This window comes from Virgisporangium aliadipatigenens (assembly GCF_016863615.1).
Classification (GTDB): domain Bacteria; phylum Actinomycetota; class Actinomycetes; order Mycobacteriales; family Micromonosporaceae; genus Virgisporangium; species Virgisporangium aliadipatigenens.
Genome location: NZ_BOPF01000003.1, coordinates 57,724 through 80,585, shown reverse-complemented (window position 1 = coordinate 80,585; position 22,862 = coordinate 57,724). Strand labels below are relative to the sequence as shown.

Annotated in this window: 24 protein-coding genes; 10 read left to right on the top strand and 14 right to left on the bottom strand. The window is 73.3% G+C overall.

Translation table 11 applies throughout. From position 1 onward, the window contains the following. The first annotated feature begins 65 nt into the window (after positions 1-65). Complete coding sequence (locus Val02_RS04650) at positions 66-518, top strand: hypothetical protein (RefSeq protein WP_203897632.1); 453 nt, start codon at positions 66-68, stop codon at positions 516-518. A gap of 8 nt (positions 519-526) precedes the next feature. Here the strand turns inward: Val02_RS04650 and Val02_RS04645 are convergent, their stop codons facing one another. The 5 genes from Val02_RS04645 to Val02_RS04625 all read right to left on the bottom strand — a co-directional run bounded on the left by Val02_RS04645 (position 527) and on the right by Val02_RS04625 (position 5,821). Then, positions 527-1,498 carry a serine hydrolase domain-containing protein gene (locus tag Val02_RS04645; protein ID WP_239152393.1) on the bottom strand — a complete coding sequence of 324 codons (972 nt, stop codon included), beginning with the start codon at positions 1,496-1,498 and terminating at the stop codon, positions 527-529. Positions 1,499-1,539: 41 nt separating this feature from the next. Beyond that, a complete protein-coding gene (locus tag Val02_RS04640) occupies positions 1,540-2,718 on the bottom strand; it encodes an amidohydrolase family protein (RefSeq protein WP_203897630.1) in 1,179 nt (392 codons plus the stop codon). Between the two features lie 127 nt (positions 2,719-2,845). Next, on the bottom strand, positions 2,846-3,721 hold the full coding sequence (locus Val02_RS04635) for a class I SAM-dependent methyltransferase (protein WP_203897629.1): 876 nt from the start codon (positions 3,719-3,721) through the stop codon (positions 2,846-2,848). 55 nt (positions 3,722-3,776) lie between these two features. Continuing rightward, the gene (locus Val02_RS04630) at positions 3,777-5,366 is read right to left on the bottom strand and encodes a beta-1,3-glucanase family protein (RefSeq protein ID WP_203897628.1); all 1,590 of its coding nucleotides are present in this window, start codon (positions 5,364-5,366) and stop codon (positions 3,777-3,779) included. A 134-nt stretch (positions 5,367-5,500) separates the two neighbouring features. Then, positions 5,501-5,821: a winged helix-turn-helix transcriptional regulator gene (locus tag Val02_RS04625; protein ID WP_203897627.1), complete on the bottom strand. Its 321-nt coding sequence runs from the start codon at positions 5,819-5,821 to the stop codon at positions 5,501-5,503. Positions 5,822-5,929: 108 nt separating this feature from the next. Here Val02_RS04625 and Val02_RS04620 point away from each other — a divergent pair, with 108 nt between their 5' ends. Next, positions 5,930-6,403 carry a nuclear transport factor 2 family protein gene (locus Val02_RS04620; protein WP_203897626.1) on the top strand — a complete coding sequence of 158 codons (474 nt, stop codon included), beginning with the start codon at positions 5,930-5,932 and terminating at the stop codon, positions 6,401-6,403. Between the two features lie 7 nt (positions 6,404-6,410). On the opposite strand, the gene Val02_RS04615 is transcribed toward Val02_RS04620, so the two are convergent. Then, the gene (locus tag Val02_RS04615) at positions 6,411-7,007 is read right to left on the bottom strand and encodes a TetR/AcrR family transcriptional regulator (protein WP_203897625.1); all 597 of its coding nucleotides are present in this window, start codon (positions 7,005-7,007) and stop codon (positions 6,411-6,413) included. Positions 7,008-7,088: 81 nt separating this feature from the next. Here Val02_RS04615 and Val02_RS04610 point away from each other — a divergent pair, with 81 nt between their 5' ends. Continuing rightward, the gene (locus Val02_RS04610; protein ID WP_203897624.1) at positions 7,089-7,832 is read left to right on the top strand and encodes an SDR family NAD(P)-dependent oxidoreductase; all 744 of its coding nucleotides are present in this window, start codon (positions 7,089-7,091) and stop codon (positions 7,830-7,832) included. 95 nt (positions 7,833-7,927) lie between these two features. Then, positions 7,928-8,509 carry a hypothetical protein gene (locus Val02_RS04605; protein WP_203897623.1) on the top strand — a complete coding sequence of 194 codons (582 nt, stop codon included), beginning with the start codon at positions 7,928-7,930 and terminating at the stop codon, positions 8,507-8,509. Here Val02_RS04605 and Val02_RS04600 read toward each other — a convergent pair. Next, a complete protein-coding gene (locus Val02_RS04600) occupies positions 8,481-9,407 on the bottom strand; it encodes a LysR family transcriptional regulator (protein ID WP_203897622.1) in 927 nt (308 codons plus the stop codon). The two genes, Val02_RS04605 and Val02_RS04600, sit on opposite strands and share 29 nt — an antisense overlap. A 91-nt stretch (positions 9,408-9,498) precedes the next feature. On the opposite strand from Val02_RS04600, the gene Val02_RS04595 reads away from it, so the two are divergent. Both Val02_RS04595 and Val02_RS04590 read left to right on the top strand, forming a co-directional pair. Continuing rightward, positions 9,499-10,305 carry an SDR family NAD(P)-dependent oxidoreductase gene (locus tag Val02_RS04595; RefSeq protein WP_203897621.1) on the top strand — a complete coding sequence of 269 codons (807 nt, stop codon included), beginning with the start codon at positions 9,499-9,501 and terminating at the stop codon, positions 10,303-10,305. A gap of 54 nt (positions 10,306-10,359) precedes the next feature. Then, positions 10,360-11,679 (top strand): FAD-dependent oxidoreductase, encoded by a 1,320-nt coding sequence (locus Val02_RS04590; RefSeq protein WP_203897620.1) that lies wholly within the window; start codon positions 10,360-10,362, stop codon positions 11,677-11,679. On the opposite strand, the gene Val02_RS04585 is transcribed toward Val02_RS04590, so the two are convergent. Genes Val02_RS04585 through Val02_RS04570 form a run of 4 tightly spaced genes read right to left on the bottom strand, consistent with a single transcriptional unit; the run spans position 11,676 to position 15,344 of the window. Further along, positions 11,676-12,230, bottom strand: a complete 555-nt coding sequence (locus Val02_RS04585) for a GTP-binding protein (protein ID WP_203897619.1) — start codon at positions 12,228-12,230, stop codon at positions 11,676-11,678. The two genes, Val02_RS04590 and Val02_RS04585, sit on opposite strands and share 4 nt — an antisense overlap. 12 nt (positions 12,231-12,242) lie before the next feature. Further along, a complete protein-coding gene (locus Val02_RS04580; protein ID WP_203897618.1) occupies positions 12,243-12,605 on the bottom strand; it encodes a DUF742 domain-containing protein in 363 nt (120 codons plus the stop codon). Between the two features lie 16 nt (positions 12,606-12,621). Continuing rightward, a complete protein-coding gene (locus tag Val02_RS04575) occupies positions 12,622-13,017 on the bottom strand; it encodes a roadblock/LC7 domain-containing protein (RefSeq protein ID WP_203897617.1) in 396 nt (131 codons plus the stop codon). After that, positions 13,014-15,344, bottom strand: a complete 2,331-nt coding sequence (locus tag Val02_RS04570) for a sensor histidine kinase (protein ID WP_239152391.1) — start codon at positions 15,342-15,344, stop codon at positions 13,014-13,016. Before Val02_RS04570 ends, Val02_RS04575 begins: the two co-directional genes overlap by 4 nt. A 197-nt stretch (positions 15,345-15,541) precedes the next feature. On the opposite strand from Val02_RS04570, the gene Val02_RS04565 reads away from it, so the two are divergent. From Val02_RS04565 to Val02_RS04550, 4 genes are all read left to right on the top strand, one after another. After that, complete coding sequence (locus Val02_RS04565; protein WP_239152389.1) at positions 15,542-17,455, top strand: endonuclease/exonuclease/phosphatase family protein; 1,914 nt, start codon at positions 15,542-15,544, stop codon at positions 17,453-17,455. Positions 17,456-17,553: 98 nt separating this feature from the next. Next, positions 17,554-18,372, top strand: a complete 819-nt coding sequence (locus tag Val02_RS04560; protein ID WP_203897616.1) for a DUF4082 domain-containing protein — start codon at positions 17,554-17,556, stop codon at positions 18,370-18,372. A 56-nt stretch (positions 18,373-18,428) separates the two neighbouring features. Further along, a complete protein-coding gene (locus Val02_RS04555) occupies positions 18,429-19,583 on the top strand; it encodes a hypothetical protein (protein ID WP_203897615.1) in 1,155 nt (384 codons plus the stop codon). Then, positions 19,580-20,479: an aminoglycoside phosphotransferase family protein gene (locus Val02_RS04550; protein WP_203897614.1), complete on the top strand. Its 900-nt coding sequence runs from the start codon at positions 19,580-19,582 to the stop codon at positions 20,477-20,479. The genes Val02_RS04555 and Val02_RS04550 overlap by 4 nt, the downstream gene beginning before the upstream one ends. Positions 20,480-20,486: 7 nt before the next feature. Here Val02_RS04550 and Val02_RS04545 read toward each other — a convergent pair whose 3' ends face one another. The 3 genes from Val02_RS04545 to Val02_RS04535 form a co-directional block, all read right to left on the bottom strand. Further along, the gene (locus Val02_RS04545) at positions 20,487-21,332 is read right to left on the bottom strand and encodes a GNAT family N-acetyltransferase (RefSeq protein WP_203897613.1); all 846 of its coding nucleotides are present in this window, start codon (positions 21,330-21,332) and stop codon (positions 20,487-20,489) included. 144 nt (positions 21,333-21,476) lie between these two features. Then, the gene (locus Val02_RS04540) at positions 21,477-22,163 is read right to left on the bottom strand and encodes an SDR family oxidoreductase (RefSeq protein ID WP_203897612.1); all 687 of its coding nucleotides are present in this window, start codon (positions 22,161-22,163) and stop codon (positions 21,477-21,479) included. Beyond that, a complete protein-coding gene (locus tag Val02_RS04535; protein ID WP_203897611.1) occupies positions 22,160-22,768 on the bottom strand; it encodes a hemerythrin domain-containing protein in 609 nt (202 codons plus the stop codon). The genes Val02_RS04540 and Val02_RS04535 overlap by 4 nt, the downstream gene beginning before the upstream one ends. Positions 22,769-22,862 lie beyond the last annotated feature (94 nt).

Below are 22,862 nucleotides of genomic sequence, written 5' to 3'. Positions count from 1 at the left end.
TCGACGAGTGAGGACGCCGGCTCGACAGCGGGCGGCGTTCGACACGTGTCGATAGGGTGCGGAGAATGCGTGCCGTAGCGGTCCTGGTGCTTCTGCTGGCGTTGAGCGGATGCGGAAACCGGTCCGCGCCGGCGGGGCCGCCGAGCGGGTCCACCCCGCCGCCGCCCACCGCACCGTCCACGAGACCACTGTCCACACTGGACACTCAGCTCTGCGGCGAACTCGACGCCGCGATCGCCAAGGCCCAGAAGGGAATCGCCGAGGAGGAGGCCAAGGGCCGGCCGTGGCCGATCACGCGCGCCGCGGTCGCGGTGGTGCTGTACGGCAGCGCCGCCGTCGTCTATGGCGGGCTCAAGGGGGCCGCCGAGGCGGACACGGCGATCGTCGCCGCCGCGAACAAGCTCGGAGCGGCGATGAACGACCTGGCCAAGACGTACCAGGGCGCGGCGAGCAAACCGGACACCGGGCAGCTCGACACGGCGATCGCCGAGGTACGCGCCGCCTGCCGCCGTGGCTGAGGCGTGTCCTAGGCGATGACCTCGCGGGCGACCGGCCAGGCGCCGTCGGACCAGTTGGAGACGACCGTCCAGGTGGTGGACGTGTCGGGATCGTGCGCCGAGCGGAACGACACCCCGGCGTCGGAGCCCTCCAGCTGGACCCGCCCGTCCGGCCGCAGCCAGAAGCCGAGCCCGTATCCGAAGTCCCGGTAGGCCTTCTCGGTGTGCGGGCGCACCAGGTCGGCCACGAACCCCGGCGACACCATCGCACCGGCGAAGAGCGCGCGCCAGAAGGTGCTGATGTCCGCCACGGTGCTGTACGCACCGCCGTCGCCGTTGCCGCGCACCGGCAGGTGCAGCACGTTGCTGCGCAGGCCGTCGGCGTGCAGGTAGCCGGTGGCGGTGTTCGCCGGGAGTTCGTCGGAGCGCAGGTAGGCGGTGTCGGACATGCCGGCCGGCGCGAACACCCGCTCGGCGACCGCGTCGTGGAACGGCACTCCGCCGGCCCGTTCGAGGAGGAGCGCCAGCACCAGATAGCCGCCGTTGCAGTACGAGAACCGCGCGCCGGCCGGGAAGACCGTCGGGCGGCCGTCGAGCATCGGCAGGAACGCGTCGGTGCGGTCGAGGCGGTGCACCGGCTCGCTCAACACGTAGTCGGTGACCTCGTAGCCGTCCGCGTCCTCGTCGAGATAGTCGCCGATGCCCGAACGGTGGGCCAGCAGCTGCCCGACGGTCACGTCGTCGGCGATCAGCGGCAGGTCGGCGCCGAGCAGCGAACGGGCGGTCGTGTCCAGCCGCAGCGCGCCCGCCTCGACCAGACTCGCGACCGCCACCGCGACGAAACCCTTGGCGCCGCTGGCGATGGCGAAGCGGGTGTCCGCCCGGTTGGGGATCGCCGCGGCGCGGTCGGCGGCCCCGTAGGCGCGTCGGAACGACGGCTCGCCGGCGCGGTCCACCGAGATCACGCCGCTGAAGTCCGCCGGTACCGTCAGGCCCTCCACGCCGCGCAGCGTAGCGGCCACCGTTCGACCGGAGCCACGGATTATCGGACCCGGACGCCGGCGCGGAACACCGCGCGCACGGCGGTCAGGGCGGCCGGGTCCTGCAGCGGATCGCCCGCGACGGCGAGCAGGTCCGCGTCGAACCCGGCCGCCACCCGGCCCTTGCGATCCCCCACCCGGCACACCTCCGCCGCCAGCGACGTGACCGAACGCAGCACCTCGACCGGCGCCATGCCGAGCATGCTCGCCATCATCGCCGGCCCGTACGGCAGCGCGTCGAACGGCTTCACCGGCCCGATCCCGGCGTCGCTCCCGCACACCAGCGGGATCCCGGCGGCGCGCAGCTCGCGGAAGACCGCGATGATGAACGGCAGCCGCTTGACGATGCCCGGCGACGGCAGCGCTCCCGGGCTGGGCTTCTGCGGCACGCTGATGCCGACCGGGATGCCGGCGTCGACGATCGCCCGGATGATGACCGGATCGGCCTCGGCGCCGTCGGCCGTCAGGAACGTCCCGTGCTCGATGTTGTCGACGCCGGCGGCCACGGCGTTGGCGATGCCGGCGGCACCGTGCGCGTGCGCCGCGGTGGGCAGGCCGTGCCGGTGCGCCTCCTCGACGGCGGCGCGCAGTTCCTCGACGGTGAACTGCGGCACGTGCGACGACGAGCCCGGGGTCAGTTCGCCGCCGGTCGCCATCAGCTTGATGACGTCGACGCCCCGCTCGGCGCGTTCGCGCACGGCCGCCCGGACGGCCTCGACCCCGCCGACCACTTCGCCGCCGAGGAACCAGCAGTGGCCCCGGCCGGTGGTGAGCGGCGGCCCGGCGGCGAGAACCCGCGGGCCGGCCGTCGGGTCGGCGGCCAGTTCCGCCCGCAGGCGCAGCGCCAGATAGTCCCGGTCGCCCAGGTCCCGGACGGTGGTGATGCCGGCCGACAGCGCCAACCGGGCGTTCGCGCGCATCACCGCGAGGGCCGCGTCGTCGTCCATGGCTGCCAGGTGCCCGACCGGATCGGTGCTCGCGTCGAACACGAGGTGCACGTGCGGGTCGACGAGACCCGGCAGCAGCGTCGCGTCGCCGAGGTCGACGACCCGCGCGCCGTTGGGCGGTTCGGCCTCCGACAGGACCTCGGTGACGCGGCCCTCCTCGACGAGAACGACGGGACGCGTCACCGGTGCGGCGTCGACGCCGTCGAAGAGCCGTTCGGCCCGGATGGCAAGCATGCGCACATTGAAGCGGGCCGGCGCGGCCGACACAGCGGGACGCACCGGATTCCGACCGAATCCCGTAGCCGGCACCCGTGCGGGTGAGTCGGCGGCACGCCGTTCGCCGGGCGGTGACGGGCGGCCGTCAGGCCTTTTCCAGCACGAGCAGGCGGTACTCCAGCCAGCGCTTCGCCAGGCCGGTCTGCAGCGCGGAGCCGCCGATCATGTTCGCCCACATGGGGCGCTCGAGCGCGCGCCGCCGCACCGCCGGCAGCACGCCCGTGGCACCCACGAGAACGCTGATCGCCCGGTCCCGCGGCCGTCCGAGGCGCAGGTACCCGGTGAGGTCCAGATCCTCGACCAGTCGCAACCCGACCGGCTCGGCGAGCGCCGCGAACTCGGCCACGGTGAGCAGGCTGCCGATCCGCCACCCCGCCTTGAACTGCGCCACACACCGTTCGCGCGCCGGGAGTCCGCGTTCCCGCTCGGTCAGCCAGTCGTCGACGAGCACGAGCCGGCCGCCGTTCTCCAGCCGCGCGGCCAGCGACGGAACGAGGTCCGACAGCGACGGCGAGTGCACCACGGACTCGATGCCGACCATGCCGTGATAGCGGGGTTCGGCGGGCAGTGCGGCGTAGTCCGCGCAGACCACCTCGCAGCGCTCGCTCAGCCCTCTGTCGGCGAGCCACTTCGCCGCGAGGCCCGCCTGCACGGGGCTGATCGTCACGCCCGACACCCGCGCGTCGATCTCCTCCGCCAGCCGGACGACCGTCGCGCCCACCCCGCAGCCGAGGTCGAGCACCCGCCCGTCACCCGCGGGCACGTGCTCGCGCAGGCGGGCGATCAGGAGCCGGTTGACCGTGTCGGCGGCCGACGCGACGTCGGTCGCCTCCGGTGTCCAGACGCACCGGTGGATGGCGCCGCTGCTGGCGTTCTCGCCGAGGCGCAGGAAACGCTTCGTGTTGGCGTCGTAATAGTCGGCGACACGGGTGGTGTGCTCGGACGGACCGCTCAGCGCCATCCGCGGGACTCTACCCGAAGCGCGCGGCCGAAGGCCGAAGCCCGAAACGCGGTCCCTACCCGAAGCGCAGCGACGCGACGTTGACGTACTCCAGCGGCTGCCCGCTGGTGAAGGTCAGCCACACGTCGTGCACGCCGCGCACCGGGGAGATCTGTCCCGGGATGGTGCGCCACGCCTGCCATCCGCCGGTGCTGGCGACCGCGATCGTCCCCACGGGTGCGCTGTCCCGCCGGTCGACGCGCACCTCGATGAGACCGGAGACGCCCGTCGGCGCACCGGACGCGGCCCGCACGAAGAACTGGGTCGCCGTCGCCTCGCCGAAGTCGACCCGGCCGAAGCCGATCCAGTCCCCGTTCGATATGGAGCCGAAGTGCAGCCCGCCCTCGACGCTGGGCTCGATGCGCACGCCCGACTGCGCGGTCGCCCGCTCGACCCGCAACTCCTGACGGGCGGCCACGCCCGCGCCGGCCGCCGCGGCGACCTGTTCCGGCGGCGGCGGTGCGGCGGCCGCCGGCGCGGCCACCTTCCCGGACCCGAACGGCGTCAGCGTGATCTCCAGGCCGCGCGCCGCGGCGTCCTGGATGTAGGACGCCGCCCCGGCCACGTCGTCGAACGCGAACCCGTACGCCTTGCGGTCGGCGGCGAACTCGTGCATGACGCGCGCGTAGTGGTTCGCGACCGGCCGCTGGTAGAACCGCGTCGTCGCCGGCTGCTCCGGCTGGTCCAGCACCGCCCGGTGGAACCCGGCGGCGAGGATCGCGGCCACCGGACCGGTGACGCCGTCGTTGGGGGCGGCGAGCGCACCGTCGCAGAAGAGCACGTCCGACGTCGACGGCTTCTGGAAGGCCACGCCGCTGTCGAAGCGCAGCTGCCCGCCCTGCACCCGTCCGGTGTGCGTGCGCCCGTTGGCGGCGATGCGCAGGTCGATCCTGCTGTAGCGGTCCCAGATCTCGTCGATGTAGGCGTCGAAGTAGTCGCCGGCGAAGCGTCCCGCCCTGATGCCGTGACTCGGCGCCACGATCCGCAGCCGGTCCCCGACGATGAGCCGCTCGAACCCGGGCTGCTTCGCGACGGCCGCGAACACGGCGTCCCGCCCGCCGTCGACCATCTTGCCCGTCGCGAGATCGCGGCTGCCGGACAGCCGCAACGCCATCGGGATGCTGAACATGTCGACCGTGGTGGTGTTGCAGTACATGCCCTTGCCGTCGTACGTGAACTCCACGAAGTCGTGCAGCACCTCGTGGTTGGGATCGCCGGCCACCCAGCCCGCCGGGTGCTGCACCGCCGGCCGTCCGGCACCGTCGGCGACGAGGGCGAAGTGCAGCGGCTTCTCGATGGCGAAGTAGATGCGTCCGGACATCGGCGGCAGCAGGAAGTTGCTGCCGATCGGCACGCCGAAGTCGACCGGCCCGCTGCCGCCCGCCGGGGTGAACACGCCGCTGTCGCGCACGTAGCCCTGGCGGCCGCTGCTCAGTTCGGTGCCGACGATGTACATGCGGATGGCCGAGTTGGCGAAGCGGCCGGTGCTGTTGCGCACGGTGACCGGCAGGCCGGGGCCGGCGTCCGCCCTCGACGCGAGGAACGGGACCGTCAGGGCGGCGGCCCCGATCCCGGTCAGGCCGAGCACGGTGCGCCTCTTCGGCATGGTCGCTCCTCGTCGCCGACGACAGCTGTCGTAGCGATCCAAGCAGCGGCGCAGGGTCACCGGTAAGTCACCGATTCCGGGGCGCCGGCCGCCCTGCCGTGAAATCGGCCGGCCCTGCCGTGAGCGGAGGAGGCCTAGCGCGCCGGCGGCTGCAGGTGTTCCTGCGCCCAGCGGGTCAGCTCGTCGAGCGCCGGTCGGATCGCCGCGCCCCGCCCGGTGAGCTCGTAGCGCACCCGGATCGGCCGGCCGTCGATCACCGTGCGGGTCGCGAGGCCCAGGTCGACCAGCTCGACGAGGCGTTCGTTGAGGATGCGGTCGTTGATGCCGGGGATGCCGCGCTTGAGGTCGCTGAAGTAGACGGGGCCCTGCATGAGGGTGCTCCACACGACGCCGGTCCACCGCTTCCCGAGCAACGTCATCACCTGGGACAGCGGCTCGCTCAGGGTTTCGCACACGTTATCGCCGGCGCTTGACACCACGGTCGACCCCACTTACTTTTTCTAAGTAACCCACTTGATCCAAGTTACCTACGCCTGTTCACCAGGATGCCACACGGGAGAGTCATGAGCACGGACAGTCTTGCGGCCAGGATCCAGCGACTCGAGGACCGCACCGAGATCGTCGAACTCGTCATCGCCTACGCGCACGCCCTCGACCGTGCGGACCGGGACGCGCTCGCCGCGACGTTGACCGACCCGGTGCACGTCGACTTCAGCGAGGCCGGCATGCCGGCGGCCGACTTCCCCCGGGACCGGTTCGTCGGGTTCGCCGCCCGGGCGCTGGAGGGCTGGACGGCGCGCCAGCACCTCAGCCCCAACCACCGGGTCGTCTTCGACGGCGCGGACCCCGATCGGGCGACCTGCCACTCGTACATGTACGCCCAGCACTACAAGAAGGACGCTCCCGGCGGGGAGCTGTACCTGATGCGTGGGTCGTACGAGCACGACGTGGTGCGCACCCCGGACGGCTGGCGGATCGCCCGCATCACGCAGCACGTCAGCTGGCTCGAGGGCAACCCGGACGCCGTTCCGGCATGACCGGGCGTCACGCCTCGAACGAGTGCACGTAGGCGAGAGCCGCGTTCAGCGAGGCGCGCATCGGTTCGGCGGTCCGCAGGGTCTGGCTCAGCAGGCTGCCGCCCTGCAGGGCCGCCAACAGCGCCATCGACAGCTCGTCCAGGTCGGCCCCGGGGACCAGGTCGCCGCGTTCGCGCATGGCCCGCAGGCCGTCGTGCAGCAGCGACCGCCACCGCAGGAACGCGTTGCACAGGTCCTCGCGGGACCGCTCGTCGGCCGGGGCCAGTTCGCCCGCGAGCGAGGTCAGCGTGCACTCGCCGCGGCCGCTGTTGCGCTCCTGATGGGCGATCGCGGCGTCGGCCCAGGCGCGCAGCGCGTCGAAGCTGTCCAGGGCGCCCATGACCGGCCGGCCCGGCACCAGCGGCACCTCGGCCTGACGGGTGATCACCGCCCGGATCAGCGCCTGCTTGCTGTCGAAGTAGTGGTACAGCTGCGACCCGCTGACGCCGGCCGCCTTGCGCACGTCCTCGGTGCTGGTGCCGGCCACGCCGCGCCGGGCGATGAGATCGGTCGCCGCCTCCAGGATGCGTTCCCTGGTCGCCTGCCCCTTGCGCGTCAGTGCCACGCCGCCAGCCTAGCCGACTGGGTTGCACGACCCAAAAATCTGCGCTAGAAATTGGGTCACGCAACCCAGAATGGAGTCGACGTGTCGCAACTAGCAGGGAAGACGGCCTTGGTCACGGGAGCGACGGCGGGGATCGGCCGGGCCGTCGCGGTGCGCCTCGCGGAGCACGGAGCCGAGGTCGTGGCGCACGGCCGGGACGCCGCCCGAGGCGCCGAACTCGTCTCCGCGATCGCCGAAAAGGGTGGCCGCGCCCGGTTCGTCACCGCCGACCTCTCCGCCGCCGAGGAGGTCGAGCGGCTGGCCGCCGCGGCGGGCGAGGTCGACATCCTGGTCAACAACGCCGGCGTGTACGTCCACATCCCCACGCCCGCCACCAGCGCGGCGGTCTTCGACCAGCACCTGGCGATCAACACCCGGGCGCCGTTCCAACTGGTCGCGGCGCTGGTGCCGGGCATGGTCGAACGCGGCCGCGGCACGATCGTCAACATCAGTGCGACCAGCGCCAGTGCGGTCGCGCCGGTCGGTGCCGCCTACGGCGCGTCGAAGGCGGCGCTGGAGACGCTCACCCGCTACTGGGCCACCGAGTTCGGCGGCTCGGGGGTCCGCGTCAACGCGGTCTCGCCCGGGCCGGTGCGCACCCCGGGGACGGAGCCGCTGATCGCCGCGTTCCCCGGGGCGACCGAAACCATGAACGCGCGCGGCCGGATCGGCGACCCGGAAGAGATCGCGGACGTCGTGCTCTTCCTCGTCGAGGAGCGCAGCAGCTATGTGAACGGTGCCGTGGTCGGCGTCCACGGCGGCGAGCGCAGCCTGCGGCCGAGCTGACCAGCTTCACCCCACCGGTGTGATTCGGGCGGCGATCGAGCGGGTAGGTTCCGTGGGCTCGCTCGCGACAGGTTCACACCCGGGGGACGACCGCTTTGACGGAGGCACTGACACCACGCTGGCAGGAGGCCGACGAGGCCGTGGAATCGCTCGTCGCCACCCTGGTGGCGCTGGCCACCGCGCCCCCGACCCGCGCCGCGCGCAAGCGGCCGGGCGGCCGGCCCCGGGCCAAGAGCCGCCCGAAGAGCACCCGCCACCACATCGCGGAGGTGATCCGCCGCTACCGGCTGGCGCCGGGCCTGCGGGTCGACCGCAACATGGTGGCGGCGCTGCTCATCGGGCACCGCGACCTGGTGACCAATCCGGTCCTGGTGGCCGCCGTGGCGCGTGCCTGCGGGATCATCACGGGCCGCGAGCTGAGCCCGAAGAAGGTCGCCCGGATGGCGGCCGAGAGCGCCCGCGTCGCCGCGCTGCTGGCCCGTGCCGAGGGCGAGCCCACGCCCGGCGCGGAGGCCGTCGTCCCGGCGCCCCGGCGCCCGATCGGGGTCGCGGTGCGGCCCTCCGTCCGGGCCCGCAAACGGTCCCGCCGCCGCGCCCGGGCCCGGGCGGTCCGCCGTTGGTCGCTGGCCGCCGCCGGCCTCCTGCTGCTCATCGCGGTCGTTCTTCTTCTCGGGTGAACGTCCGGAGCGCCGCCGCGCGGAATTGCGCGACGAGCGGATCGGTGTCGCCCCGACGCGTCGCCACCACCACCCGGCACGGCTCGATCCCGTCCACCGCGACGGCGACCACGTCGTCCCGCGCACCGAGCCGGGGGTCGTCGGCGGCCACCAGCGCGACGGCCAGCCCGTCGGCGACCGCGTCGAGCTTCTCCTCGACGGTGTCGGCGACCAGGGGCGCCACCGGTGCCGCCGACCGGTCCGCACGCGGTTCGAGCCGCCAGAACGCGGTCCACTCCCACGACGCCCCGGAGCAGGCCACCATCGGCTCGTCCGCGAAGTCCTCCGGCGTGACGCTCTCCTTCCCCGCCAGGCGGTGGAACGCCGGCAGCACCAGCACCCGCGGCTCGTCGTAGAGCACGGTGAGGTCGAGATCGTCGGTCGGGACGGCGAGCGGCGTCCGGCACACCAGCGCGTCGACCCGGCGTTCGAGCAGGGCGCGCTCCTGCGACCGGTCCAGCCGCCGGGTGCGAACATGCGCCTCCGGGCGGCGCCGCCGCAGTTCGCGCACCGCCGCGGCGATGTTCAGGTCCTCGACGTGGCCGACGGTGACCGTGTGCGCCGCCGTGGCCAAACGCGCCGCGTGCACCGCCTGGTCGGCGGCGTGCAGCAGGCCCTGCGCCCGGGGCAGGAACGCCTCCCCGGCAGCGGTGAGCCGGGTGCCCTGGTTGGTGCGTTCGAGCAGGCGCGCGCCGAGGGAGTCCTCGAGCCGCTGGATCTGGCGGCTCAACGACGGCTGGGCGACGCGCAGCGCCGTCGCGGCCCGGCCGAAGTGCAGGTGTTCGGCGACGACCGTGAAGTACCGGACCAGCCGCAGGTCCAGGTCGGGTCCGCTGGGACGCCACGAGCCGTCGGCCATGCCCGCAGCGTACCCGTCATGTCGTTCGTGCATGACGGGGTGCGCATCGGGTCTTGGACGGCCGCCCCGCGGCGCCGGTTGACTCGGTTCCATGACTGTGGACTACCGCTCGCACACCGTTCTGGTCACCGGGGCCAGCTCCGGCATCGGCGCCGCTTTCGCCACCGCCCTGGCGGCGCGCGGCGCGAACCTGGTCCTCGTCGCCCGGCGGGCCGCACGGCTGGAGTCGGCCGCGGACGAGCTGCGCCGCCGGTACGGCGTGCGGGTCGAGCCGGTGCCGTTCGACCTCGCGCTCCCCTCCGCCGGGAACGACCTGCGCAAGGCCGTCGCCGACCGGGGCCTCGCCGTGACCGGCCTGATCAACAATGCGGGGATCGGCTCGTTCGCGCCGTTCCTCGACGCCGATCCGGAACGCCTCGCCGCCGAGATCGCGCTCGACGTGCTCGCACCGGTGCGCCTCACCGCGGCGTTCCTGCCCGACCTGGTGAGCAACGGCCACGGCTTCGTGATCAACCTCGCCGGCGCCTCCGCGTACTTCCCGTCGCCCCGGATGGCCGTCTACAGCGCCGCCAAGGCGTTCGTGCTCAGCTTCTCCGAGACGCTCTGGGCGGAACTGCGCGGCACGGGCGTCACCGCGTTCGCCGTCTCGCCGGGAGCCACCGCCACCGAGTTCACGACCGGCATGGGACCCGAGGCGGGCGTGCTCACCGCTGGGAAGGTGCGCCGGCCCGACGACGTGGTCGCCACCGCCCTCGCCCATCTCGAACGGCGCGATCCCGGCCCGAGCGTCGTCGACGGTCGCACCAACCGCCTCGGCGTCCTGATGAACCGCCTCGTCAGCCGGCGGCTCAGCGCGGCGGTGATGGGACGGGTGCTCGACCCGCGCACGCACGGGTGAACCGCGGGTCCCCTGCGCCCGTTCCCCCGCAACGGTCTGTAAAGATCGATGACCATGACGGGGAACGGCGACGCGGTCGTCATCGGCGCGAGCATCGCAGGTCTGCTGGCGGCGCGGGCGCTCCGCGGGACGTATCGGCGGGTGACCGTCCTGGAGCGCGACGACCTGCCCGACGGGGCGGCGCCGCGCCGGGGCGTCCCGCAGGGCCGGCACCTGCACGCGCTGCTCGCCGGCGGCGCGCGGGTCCTGGACGAGCTCCTCCCCGGCTTCACCGCCGAACTGATCGCCGCCGGCGCCGCCACCGGCGACCCGCAGGTCGACGACACCTACTACCTCGACGGCCACCGCCTGGCGCCCGCCCCCTCCGGCCTGACCGCGATCGGCGCCACCCGCCCGCTGCTCGACCACCTCATCCGGCGGCGCGTGGCGGCACTGTCCGATGTGGACATCCGCACCGGCGTCGCGGCGCTGGCGCCGCTGACCAGTGGCGGCGCGGTCACCGGCGTGCGCACCGACGCCGGCGACCTGCCCGCCGCACTGGTGGTCGACGCGGCGGGCGCGGGCTCCCGGGCGCTACGCTGGCTCACCGACCTGGGCTTCGCGGAACCGCGGACCGAGCGCCTCCAGGCCGACGTCGTCTACGTGACCCGCCAGTACCGCAGCACCCCGGAGCAGTTCGACGGGCGGCACGGCGCGCTGGTGGTGCCGTTCCCCGGCATGCCGCGCGGTGCCGCCGTGATGCGGCAGGAGGGGAACCGTTGGGGCATCACGCTTTTCGGGCTCGTCGGCGAGGACCCGCCGACCGACACCGAGGGCATGCTGATGTTCGCGAAGTCGCTTCCGGTGCCCGACGTCGCAGACCTGCTGGCCGAGGTGGAACCGCTCGGGGACGCCGTCAAGATGCGCTATCCGGCGAGCGTGCGCCGGCGCTTCGAGAAGCAGTCCCGGCATCCCGAGGGCTTCCTCGTCACCGGCGACGCGCTGTGCGGGTTCAACCCGACGTACGGGCAGGGCATGTCGGTCGCCGCGATGGAGGCGAAGCTGTTGCGGGAGCTGGTGCCGGCGGGGACGGCCGGCCTGCCGGCGCGGTTCTACCGGGGCGCCGCGAAGATCATCGACGGCGCGTGGATGCTGGCGGCCGGCGGCGACCTGCGCTTCCCCGAGGTCGAGGGGGCGCGCGGCACGGCCGACCGGGTGCTCTCGCGCTATCTCGACCGGTACCGGATCGCCGCGTCGGTGGATCCGGTGCTGGGCCGGACGTTCATCGAGGTGGCGCACATGCTGGCGCCGGCCACGGCGATGGTGGCGCCCGGGCACGTGGTGCGCGTCCTGCGCGGCGCCCGGCGCGCCCGTTCCCGGCGACCGGTCGGCTAGGTGACCACTGTGGACAGTGCGTGCCGCACGAGGCGGACCAGCGCATCCCGCGCGGATTCCCGTTCCCGCGCGTCGCAGAACGTCAGCGGCACCTCCGGCGGGAGTTCCATCGCCGCGCGGATCTCGTCGGCGCTGTAGCGGCACTCGCCGAAGAACCGGTTGACGGCCACCACGAACGGCACCTTGCGGCGCTCGAAGTAATCGACGGCGGGGAAGCTGCTGTCGAGGCGGCGGGTGTCGGCCAGCACGACCGCGCCGATCGCGCCCTGCGCGAGTTCGTCCCACACGAACCAGAACCGGTCCTGCCCCGGCGTGCCGAACAGGTACAGCACCACCTCGGGCGAGACCGTGATGCGGCCGAAGTCCAGGGCCACCGTCGTGGTGCCCTTCTCGTCCAGGCCGGTCAGGTCGTCCACGCCCACCCCGGCCGCGGTGAGCCGTTCCTCGGTGGTCAGCGGCGGGATCTCGCTCACCGCGCCGACGAACGTGGTCTTCCCGGTGCCGAAGCCGCCCGCGACGACCACCTTGGCCGACCTGCGCTCCCCGTTCATCGTGCCCTTCCGCTAGAGACGTTCGAGGCCGGCGAGGACCGCCAGCAACAGGTCCCGGTCGTCGCCGGTGTCCTGCGCGGGCGCGCCGAGCCCCAGCACGCCCTGCTCGACCAGCACGTCGACCATCACCTTCGTCAGGGTCAGCGGCCGGTGCAGGTGCGCCCCGATCTCGGCCACCGAGATCCAGTCGGCGCACAGGTCGACCAACTGGCGGTACACAGGTTCCAGCCGGACGTGCGCGCCCGGCAGCGCGATCACCTGGGTCGCCAGGTCCAGGTCGGTGTTGCGCGGCGCGGTGCGGCCGTTGACGAGCACGTACAACGGGACGAGGTCGGCCTCCGTCTCGTCGCCGCCGTCCCAGCTGTCGTCCGTCATGGGCCGCCCACTGTCCTCAGTGGAGGCGTAGCTCGGTGCCGAGATAGTCGCCGATGCGGGTCACCAGCCGGCCCATCTCGTAGGCGACCGTGCCCATGTCGACGGACTGTCCACAGAGGACGGCGAGGCGGGCGTTCTGTCCGGCCGCGGCCACGAACAGCGTGTGCCCGTCGTACTCCGCGACGATCTGCTGGACCGCCCCGCTCCTGAACTGCCGGCCCAGGCCGGCGGTGATGCTGTGCAACGAGGAGGCGCCGGCCGCGAGCACGTCGGCGATGTCCTGCGGCAACGACGAGGACTTCTTGATGATCAGCCCGTCGGAGGACAGGACGACCGCGGACTCGATCCCGGGCAGCGTGACGAGGTCGTCCAGCATCCAGGTCAGGTCGTTCGACGAGGTCGTGTTGTTCACTGCGGTCCGCCCTCTTCTCCGGTTGCGTTCTCCTGGCGCCCCGCGGCCTTACCGGCGGCCATCGCCCGCTGGTAGCGGGAGAAGCGCTCCCGGGCCGCCTCGGGGCTCCGCTCGGCGTTCGCCGCCGGCGGCGGGTCGGTCCGCGCCGGCTCGTCGCGCAGCGCCGCCACGAGGTGCTGCTGCGGCGCCCGACGAGGCAGGACCGGCCGATCACTGTTTTCAAGAGCATCCGGTGAAACGGAGGGTTCGGCCGGCCGGGTCTCCCGTGCCGCGCCGCCGGTGCCGTCGGTCGCCGGCTCCGCGGGCGCGTTCACCGACAGCTCCGGCGGGGCCTCCGACGCGGCGATGCCGACGGCCGGGCGCACCGCGCCGTCGGCGGGTCGCGGGGCGGGCGCGGGCACCGGGGTGCGTTCGACCGTGGCCGTGGGCGCGTCCTCGGCGATCGGGGTGACGAGGCGGTCGGGCAGCAGGACGATCGCCTGCACGCCGCCGTACACCGAGGGTCGCAGCGTCACCGTGATGCCACTGCGCTTAGCCAACTCGGCCACCACGTACAGCCCGACCTGCGCGCCGTCCTTGAGCGCCCGCACGTCCGGCACGGGAGCGGTGGCGAGCAGCCCGTTGGCGCGTTGCAGCGCGTCGGGCAGCATGCCGACACCCGCGTCCTCAATCTCCACGGCGACCCCGTGGGACACCTCCATGCACGTCACCCAGACCGTCGTGTCCGGCCGGGAGAACGTCACCGCGTTGTCCAGCAGTTCGGCCAGCAGGTGGATCGTCTCGGCGACCGACGGGCCGGCGATCGCCACGTCGGGTGCGCGGCGCAGCGAGATGCGTTGGTACTGCTGCGATTCCGCGAACGCCGCCAACAGCACCCGCTGCACCGGCACCGGGTCGCGGAAGCGCCGGCCGATCTGCCCGCCGGCCAGGATCACCAGGTTTTCCAGGAACCGGCGGGTCTGCGTCAACTGGTGGTTGAGGTCGAACAGCGACCGCAGGACGTTCTCGTCGCCGACCTGGTGCTGCAACGACTCGATGACCTTCAGCCCGCGCTGCACCGGCCGCTGCGGCCGGCGGGCGATACCCATCAGCATCGCGGTGCCGGCGACCCTGGTCTTCGCCTCGTCCATCGCGGCGCCGGACGCGGCCTGCAGGGACCTGTTGATGACGGCGGCCATCCGGCCGATCTCGTCGCGCCCGTAGTCCGGCAACGGCAGGCCGATCGTGGCGTCCTCGAGCTTCTCGCCCCGGCGCAGCTGCTCCAGCATCGTCGGCAGGCGCTGGTCCACCAGGGTCGCGGCGTCGGTGCCGAGCCTCGCCAGCCGCAGCGGCAGTTCGCGGGAACGGCGGATCGCCCACCCGATCGCCGCGATCGTGACGGAGAGCGCGACGACGCTGCCCAGCGACGCCGCCAGCAGCTGGCGGTTGCCGGTGCGCAGGGCCCGGGAGGAGACCTCGTCGGCCTGGTCGATGGTGATGGCGATGAGCTGTTCGGAGATGGGGCGGGTGAGCTCCTGCCAGCGGTCGCGGAGCGCCGTCAGGCTCGCCGGGACGGCGCCGCGCCACACGCCGGCCGTGACGATCGCGCTCTCGGCGGCGGCCAGCTCGCGCCACGCGTCGCCCGCGACGAGCCGGTCGTAGCCGGCGCGCGCGGCCGGGCGCAGCTGCGGCGAGATGGTGGCCAGCGCGGTGCGGTAGCCGCCCACCAGCACCACGAACTCGAGGTAGTCCTCCGCACCGAAGGCGCCCGCCGCGAAGGCACCGTCGAGCTTCGTCGCCGCGCGGGTCATCCGGTCGCTGATCCGGAACGCCTCGACGGCGGTGAGGCCGCCCTGACTCGCCGTCACGTCGGGGACGACCAGGGCCTGCGTGTTGAACAGGTCGGTCGCCGTGTCCAGCAGCGTGTTGTAGAACGCGTACACCGTCTGACCGGTGCCGGAGCGGTCGTCGACGGAGCCGCGCACGCGTGGGAGCTGATCCAACTCGCCGGAGAGCTTCCGCCAGCGGCTCACGATCGAGTCGGGCGCGAGAGCCAACGCGCCGGTGGCCGCCTCGCGCAGCGCGGCGACCTTCTGATCGGTCAGCCGGCGCTGCGCGCTCAGCTCGCCCGGATCCGTCTGCGGCTTCGCCAGCAGTGCGACGCTCATCCTCCGTTCCATCAGGACGGAGGTCAGCGCGGGAACGGCCGGGATCGACACGGTCCGGACCGAGTCCGCGACGGCCCGGTTGTAGAAGCCCTGGGAGACAAGGAAACCGGAGGCCACGAACCAGAGCGCCAGGGCGACCAGACCGGGGATGAACACCAGCCGGATGACGTCTCGCCGCACCGACGGCGAACGCCCACGGCGAAGACCCGGGTCACTCTGTCTCTGCGGCAACCTGCTCCCCATCACTGCTGATCAACGCCGATGCGGGCCCACCATACCCTCCGCCGCACATGCCGTTCTACCCGCGCTTGTCAACAGCCGTGCGGCGCATTTGCGGCACCCGGACGGATGCTCGTGCGGGCCGTACCCTCGCGGACGTGAGCCTCGACATGGAGCGCGAGTGGCGCTGGAGCGAACCCATGCTGGCGCTCGGCACCCTGGTTCTCATCGATGTCCTGCGGGTCTGGCTGCCGTCCGTCATCACGATCTTCGGTGCGGCCGGATCCACGCCGGCCGAACTCATGGGCGGCTTCGCGCTGCTGTGGTTCCTGGTGCCGTTCGCCGTGGTGCCGGCGTGGGGGCGGCTGTCGACGCCGGGAAAGCACACGCTGACGGGGGCCGCGGCGCTCGGGCTGGGCGGGTGCCGGTTCGCGCTGACGTTCGTCCACGGTGGACAGTCGCAGCTGTACGTGGCGTCGGCCGGCCTGCTCTGCGGGCTGGTGTGGCTCGCCGCGCAGGCGATTGACGGCGTGGCGCCGGTGCCCGCCGTGCCGGCCGGGGCGGTGCTCGCCGGCGTGCAGCACCTGCTGCTGGGCACCGTCGACCTCACGTGGCGGGGCACCTGGTGGGCGGCCGCCGTCGCCGGGCTCGAGGTGCTGCTGTTCCTGTCGTTCGCGTTCCGGCCGCCGTGGAACCTCTCGTCCGGGGCCGCGCCCGGCTGGTCGCTCGTCGGGCCGACGTTCCTGCTCACCGGCATGGCGCTGCTGTCCCCCGCGGCCTTCACCGCGGAACTGTCCTACCTGGCCGGCGGCCTGCCCCGGGACGTCAGCGGCACCGGCGTCGCCGAACCGGTCTCCCTGTGGCTGTGGCCGCTGTTCGCCGTCCCCGTCGTGGCGTTCTGGCGCGGGGCGACCCGGCTGAACAACCTCCTGCCGGAGCCGGGCGTCGTCGCCGGCGTGCTGCTGGTCCTCGGCGTCGGCCTGTACATGTATGTGCCCACGCACGGATACGGCCCGCTCGCGCGCGTCGTCGCGATCTGCTGCGCCGCCTGGGGACTCGGCCGCTGCCTGTCGGTCGCCGCGTGGGGCACCCGGCACCCGGCGGCGCGCACGGGCACCGCGGCGCTCGGCGGGATGCTGCTGTTCGCCGCCGCCACGGTCGCCTACTACGCCGCCTACGACATCGGCTACCCGAATCGCTGGGTGCCGGTCGCCGTCGCCGGCTACGTCGCGCTGCGCGCCCTGCGGTTCGCCGGCAAGGGCGATCACGTCGACGAGCGGGACCTCAGGTGGTCCTCCGCGCTGCTGCCCGCCTTCGTCGGGATCCTGGTCTTCCTGGCCGGATCGCCGCCGGCTCCCGTCGAACGGCCGGACGCGCGGTCGCTGCGCCTGGTCGCCTACAACATCCGGATGGGCTTCGGGCTCGACGGCACGTTCGACCCGGACGCCGTGGTCCGCGCGGTGCGCCGCGAACGCCCCGACGTGGTGGTGCTTTCCGAGGTGGACCGCGCCTGGCTGCTGAACGGCGGCCACGACACGCTGGCCGTCCTCGCGCGGCGGCTCGGCATGCGGTACTCGTTCGCGCCGGCCGCCGATCCGGTCTGGGGCGACGCCGTCCTGACCGACCTGCTGGTCGCCGCGCGCGAGTCCGTGCGCCTGAGCCCGGACGGCGCACCGACCGGCGCCCAGGCGCTGGGTGTCGTGGTGCGCGTCGGCGGGCGGGAGATCGCCGTCGTCGCCACGCACATCCAGCCGCCTCCCGGCCGGCCGCCGCTGGTGCAGGTGCGCGAGATCAGCGAGTTCGCGACGCGGTTCGGCGGCGACCGCCCGACCGTCATCGCCGGCGACCTGAACATCCACCCCGGCGACGAATCGATGCGCGCGTTCGCCGAGAACGGCTACGGCGATTCGCTGGCCGCGTTCCGTCCACTTCGGACGTTCTCGGCCGATCGGCCGACCGAGGAGATCGACCACGTACTCGCGCGCGGCGGGCTCACCGCGAGCGAACCGTCGGTCGGCACCACCACCGCCTCCGACCACGCCCCGATAGCAGTGACGTTGCTCGTTTCCTGATGCGAATGCGTTATCTTCCGATTCATTGGCCCGTCTAGCCACACCCGTTTCTTTCGGCTACCTTTACCGCGCTCACGAAAAGGTGAAAGGGACTTACAATGGGCGGACGCTTGCGGGTGGGAATGCGCGTGGCCGGTGCAGCCGGCGCGGTGGCCTGCGTGGCGGCGCTGACGCTGACGGCCCCACCGGTTTCGGCGGCCGACCGGACGGTCAGTTTCTTCACCAATTCGGACACACCCGAAATTGCCAGTTTCGAGGATTCCAACGCGTACGACTTGGGTTTCCGGTTCACGTCCGACGAGGACGGCACCATCACGAAACTGCGTTTCTACAAGGGCGCCAAAAACACCGGCGAGCACACCGGTTCACTGTGGACGATCGACGGCGTTCTGCTGGCGACGGCGACGTTCAAGAACGAGACCGCGACCGGCTGGCAGACCGTCGCCTTCGCCGAGCCGGTGGCCATCAAGGCGCACACCGACTACGTCGCCTCGTACCACACCGGCGCGGGCTTCTACTCGCTCAGCCGCGGCACGTTCGTCGAGCGGGGCCTCGACTCGGGGCCGCTGCACATCCCGCCGGCGGGTTCGCTCTACCACAGCGGCGCGGGTTTCCCCGACCAGGTGTCGCCGGGGCACGACAACTACTGGCTGGACCTGGTGTTCCGGCCGACCGCGCAGGAGACGCCGAGCCCGTCGCCGTCGGTGTCCGGTCCGGCGTCGCCGTCGCCGTCGGCCGCCGCGTCGGCCTCCCCCACCGCCGTCGTCACCCCGACCGCGTCGCGCCCGGCGTCGCCCGGCCTGCCGGTGACCGGTAGCGACATTCCGCTGATGGCCGGCGCGGGCCTCGTGCTCACCGGGCTCGGTGCCGTCCTGTTCGTGCTGCACCGGCGCCGGCGGACCCGCTTCGTCGCCTGAGCGGCCGCCTCCGTTACCGCGACGGGCGGGTCGTCTCGACGCATTACCCTTGGCCGATGGGGCGGTCACCGCTGACGCGGCGGGCGCAACGCCGCGAGGCGTCGGCCATGCGGTTCTCCCGGATCGGCGAGCACGCGTGGGCGATCCAGGAGGCCGACCGGGCCGTCGACCTGCTGCGGCCGGTCGCCGGACGGTATCCGGCCGCGATGGCCAGGGCGCTCGCCGTTCGGGCCGCGTGCCTGCACGTGCGGGGCCGCACGGCCGAAGCGGCCCGCGACGTCGACGAGGCCCTCGCGTACCGCGACCGGGCCACGGATCCGGCCGACGCGACGGACCTCGCGGTCGTCGCGTCGCACCTGGACCTCGCCGGCCGCACCGACGAGGCGTTGGCGCTGACCGGCCGACTGCTTTCCGGGGGAACGCCGCCCGCGCGGCCGCTCCTTTTCCGGCACTGTGCGCTCCTGCTCCGGCACGGCCGGGCCGACGAGGCGGTGCCGCTGCTGCGCGGCGTGCACGAGGCGGCACACCCGTGGTCGCACACCCGGTACCGGGCCGGCGTCATGCTCTTCGAGGCGCTCGCCGCCGCCGGCCGCACCGCGGAACTGGCCGAGCACGCCCGTCGCGAGCTGCCGAACGTCGCCGCCAGCGCCCGGGGAAACGCCGCCGGCCGCCGGATTTACCTCGAGGTGCTCGAACTGCTGCACCGCCACCACGCCCTCCCCGACCACCGGCCGCCGCTGGACGTCACCATCGCGAAGCAGCGCCGGATCCTGCTGCGTGGACAGCGCCGCCGCTGGATCCTGGCCGCCGCGTTCGCGGTGCTCACCGGCGACCGCCGCAGGATCCCGCCCCGCCCGGGAGCCACCCCGCCCGCCGAACTCGCCCGGGCCGCCGCCCGCGACCGCGTGACGCGCGTCGAGGCCCGGCTGGAGCGGCTGAACGCGTCCGACGACGCCCGCGCACTCTCGATCGCCTGGGGCGAACTGGCCGAGGCCCGTTGGGACGCCGGCGGACAGCGCAGCGCCGCCCTGCAGGCACAGCGCGCCGCGCTGGAGCAGACCCGCCGCTGGGCCGCCGAACATCCCGCCGACGCCCGGACGGCACTCGTCACGCACCTGCGCCGGTTCGCCGAGATCGCCGGTGCGATCGGGCTGCGCACCGACGCCGAGGCGGCCGAGACGGAGGCCGACGAGTTGGCGGATTCCGCATGACCCACGCCGGCCCACCCGTCACCGCCGAACTCGTCCGGGACCTGCTCCGCGACCAGCACCCCGACCTCGCCGACCGGCCCATCCGGCCGGGCGCCCGCGGCTGGGACAACCAACTGTGGCGCCTCGGGAACGACCTCGCCGTCCGGCTCCCCTGGGCGACGGACTCCGCCGACGCGCTCCTGCGCAAGGAACACGCGTGGCTGCCGTCGCTGGCCCCGCGCCTGCCCCTGCCGGTTCCCGTCCCGCAGCGGCTCGGCGAACCGTCCGCGCGGTTCCCGCGTCCCTGGATCGTCACCACCTGGGTCCCGGGCACACCCGCCGACCGCGCTCCGCTCGTGCGCGGCGCGGCGGCGGCCGAGGCGTTGGGCGCGTTCCTGACGGTGCTGCACCGGCCCGCTCCCGGCGACGCGCCCGCCGGACGCGACCGCGGTGGACCGTTGGCCGAACGAGCCGACGGATTCGCCCGGGGCCTGGCGGCGGCCGCCGAACGGGGGCTCGTCCCCGATCCCGATGCCGTCCGGGCCGTCTGGCAGGACGCGGTCGCCGCACCCGCGTGGACCGGCCCGGCGGTGTGGCTGCACGCCGACCTGCATCCCGCGAACGTTCTCACCGCCGACGGCGGGCTCTGCGGCGTGATCGACTTCGGTGACCTCTGCGCGGGCGATCCGGCCTACGACCTCTCCGCCGGGTGGCTCCTGTTGCCGGACGGCGCCGTCGACCGGTTCCTCGCGGCCTACCGGCCGGGTCCGGACGACGCCACCGTGCGTCGCGCCCGCGGCTGGGCGGTGGTGCGGGCGGTCGGTGGCATCCTCATCGCCGAGGACGCCGGCCCCGGCGGGAAGCCGAGCTGGGGGCCACCCGCCCGGGCCGCCCTGCGACGGCTCACGGCCGCCTGAGGTCGGCTCACTCGGCTGCGGTCGGTGCGGCCTCGTCGGGTTCCTGGCGCCACAGCCAGTTCGGGCGGGTGTAGGAGACGCTCAGCCCGAGCCGGCGCAGGTTCGTCAGGGACGGGTTGATCCCGTCGGCGCCCGGCTGGTACGTCTCGGCGACCAGCAGGTCGCAGCCGCGCTCCGCGGCCGCCGCCGCGCGCGCCGCGAGGAGCGCCGTCTGCGCGCCCCGGCCCCGGTGTGCGGGAAGCGTCGACGCGCCGCACAGCGCGGCGGTGTCGCCGAGCGTGAAGACGTTCGCGGCGGCCACCATCTCGGCCCCGTCCCACGCGGCGAACGGCCGGAACCCGTCGTGCCCGGCGCTCGCCGCGAACAGCGGGACCAGGGACGCGTCCATGCCGAACCCGCGCAGCAGCACGGTCGCCCACTCGTGTGCGTCCGCCGGCGGCACCGCGGCGACGCGCAGTTCGGTCGAGAAGTCCGGGCGGAGGGCGTCGACCGGGGCCGACAGCTTCAGCCACGGGCGGGACGTCGACGTGATCCCCCGCGCGGCGCGGATCTCGTCCCAGTCCGGCGGCAGCAGGTGCGGCGCGATCTGCAGGATCGCCATGGGATTGCGCTGCTCCCGGTAGAACTCCAGAACGCGGTCGATCGTCCCGGCGCTCACCGGCGCGGTGAAGCCGAGCGTCTTGGACCAGTAGCGGCTCGGATCCTCCCGCACGGAAAGGGAGACGCCGTCGTCGTAACGGTTCGCGGCGACCCCGAGGGCCGTGCGGGTCGGTCCGGATGCCGCGGCGCCGAGGCGGTAGATGGCCTCCGCCTCGATGCGCTCCATCCGGCCGGACAGCTGTGGGTCGGTCATGCCGACAGGATGATCGATCACGCACCGGAGTCGATCCGTGCGACGCGCCGGAGCGGAATCCGTCACTCGTCGGCGTTTTGGTTGGGCCGCTTGACATCGTTCCGCTACCGGCGCCCGGGACGGGGCCCGACGCACGACCGGGTGTCAGGTGATCAGCACACCGCCGTCGACGTTCAGGTCGTGGGCGTTGATCCCACCGTTGCTCAGCAGGAACTCGGTCGCGCCGGCGATCTCGGCCATCGTGACGAGCCTGCGGATCGGGGTGCGTTCGGTGTGCGGCGGGTTGGGCACGTCGCGCCATCGTGGGCTGTCGCCGATGAGGCCCGGGTGCAGGGCGTTGACCCGGAACGGCGCGATCTCCGCCGCGAGGGTCCGGACCAACCCGCTGATGCCGGCGTTGAACGTGCTGACCACTGTCGATCCGGGATACGGGCGTTCCTTGGCGAGGCCGCCGAAGAGCACCACCGAGGCGCCGGGCTCGAACCTGTCGCGCAGCACCCGCACGGTCTCGGCGTACCCGACGAGCTTCATCGTCAGCGCCTCGACGGCCGCCGTGGTGTTGAGTGCCGCAAGGGTGTTCTCCGCGTTGCCGACCGCCGTCATGACGACATGATCGACGCTCGTCAGCCCCGTGAGCGCCGCCTCGATGGTGGACGGACTCGCGAGGTCGAGCGCCAGCCCGCGGGCACCGCCGCCGAGGTCCCGGGCGACGGCTTCCGCCCTGGTGCGGTCCCGGCTGGTCACGAGCACGGTGTCGCCGCGCCGGAGAAAGTGAGCGGCGATCGTGCTGCCGAGCCCTCCGCTTCCGCCGACGACCAGGGTCGTGGTCATGCGCGCAGGCTCCGGAGCGTCGCCTCGGCCTGTTCGCGCAGCGCCGGCACGAGCTGCTGGACCTGTGGTGGCATGCCCTTCGCGACGGTCGCCAGTTCCTCCGCGGTGCCGACCTCGGCGAAGAAGCCGATGTTGAGGTGGGCCGCCACGGGCGGGGCGGACGCGATGACCGTTCGGGAGAACTCGGCCCACTCGTCGTCGGACATGGTGGCTTCGAGGGCGGGGAACAGCACCGGCTCCTCGGCCTCGAGGTGCTTGTGGACCAGGTCGCGTACGGCCTTCGCCGCGTCGGCCAGCGCGGGGCGGTCCGAGATCTCCGTCGCCTCCAGGGCGTCCAACGCGGCGTCGAGAGCGTCGTGCTCGGTGCTCAGTGCCGCGAGCCGGTCGCCGGCCGCGGGGTCCGCGACGATCAGGCGGGGCCAGAGGATGTCGTCCTCGCTCTCGTGATGGTGCCGCAGCGCCGCCACGAGAAAGTCCCGCAGTTCGGTCAGCGACGGGGTCGGTGCCGTGGCCCGACCTGCCGCGTCGACGAGCAGCGATGTCGCGGCCCGGTGCATGTTGTGCAGCAGCCGCGTCTCGAGGACAGCCGCCGGTTGTGCGTTCATCTCGTTCCTCCCCAGTTAATATCCAATTGGATATTAGCGCGACGATCAAGTCCCCGAGCAACCCCGGTACCGTGTCCGGTCGAGAGGGGAGTAC

What these genes read in the sequence shown, in the direction of transcription:
- Val02_RS04650 (WP_203897632.1), top strand. Translation starts at nt 66, where the DNA reads ATGCGTGCCGTAGCGGTCCTGGTGCTTCTGCTGGCGTTGAGCGGATGC.
- Val02_RS04640 (WP_203897630.1), bottom strand. Translation starts at nt 2,718, where the DNA reads ATGCTTGCCATCCGGGCCGAACGGCTCTTCGACGGCGTCGACGCCGCA.
- Val02_RS04635 (WP_203897629.1), bottom strand. Translation starts at nt 3,721, where the DNA reads ATGGCGCTGAGCGGTCCGTCCGAGCACACCACCCGTGTCGCCGACTAT.
- Val02_RS04630 (WP_203897628.1), bottom strand. Translation starts at nt 5,366, where the DNA reads ATGCCGAAGAGGCGCACCGTGCTCGGCCTGACCGGGATCGGGGCCGCC.
- Val02_RS04620 (WP_203897626.1), top strand. Translation starts at nt 5,930, where the DNA reads ATGAGCACGGACAGTCTTGCGGCCAGGATCCAGCGACTCGAGGACCGC.
- Val02_RS04600 (WP_203897622.1), bottom strand. Translation starts at nt 9,407, where the DNA reads ATGGCCGACGGCTCGTGGCGTCCCAGCGGACCCGACCTGGACCTGCGG.
- Val02_RS04595 (WP_203897621.1), top strand. Translation starts at nt 9,499, where the DNA reads ATGACTGTGGACTACCGCTCGCACACCGTTCTGGTCACCGGGGCCAGC.
- Val02_RS04590 (WP_203897620.1), top strand. Translation starts at nt 10,360, where the DNA reads ATGACGGGGAACGGCGACGCGGTCGTCATCGGCGCGAGCATCGCAGGT.
- Val02_RS04585 (WP_203897619.1), bottom strand. Translation starts at nt 12,230, where the DNA reads ATGAACGGGGAGCGCAGGTCGGCCAAGGTGGTCGTCGCGGGCGGCTTC.
- Val02_RS04580 (WP_203897618.1), bottom strand. Translation starts at nt 12,605, where the DNA reads ATGACGGACGACAGCTGGGACGGCGGCGACGAGACGGAGGCCGACCTC.
- Val02_RS04560 (WP_203897616.1), top strand. Translation starts at nt 17,554, where the DNA reads ATGGGCGGACGCTTGCGGGTGGGAATGCGCGTGGCCGGTGCAGCCGGC.
- Val02_RS04555 (WP_203897615.1), top strand. Translation starts at nt 18,429, where the DNA reads ATGGGGCGGTCACCGCTGACGCGGCGGGCGCAACGCCGCGAGGCGTCG.
- Val02_RS04550 (WP_203897614.1), top strand. Translation starts at nt 19,580, where the DNA reads ATGACCCACGCCGGCCCACCCGTCACCGCCGAACTCGTCCGGGACCTG.
- Val02_RS04545 (WP_203897613.1), bottom strand. Translation starts at nt 21,332, where the DNA reads ATGACCGACCCACAGCTGTCCGGCCGGATGGAGCGCATCGAGGCGGAG.
- Val02_RS04540 (WP_203897612.1), bottom strand. Translation starts at nt 22,163, where the DNA reads ATGACCACGACCCTGGTCGTCGGCGGAAGCGGAGGGCTCGGCAGCACG.
- Val02_RS04535 (WP_203897611.1), bottom strand. Translation starts at nt 22,768, where the DNA reads ATGAACGCACAACCGGCGGCTGTCCTCGAGACGCGGCTGCTGCACAAC.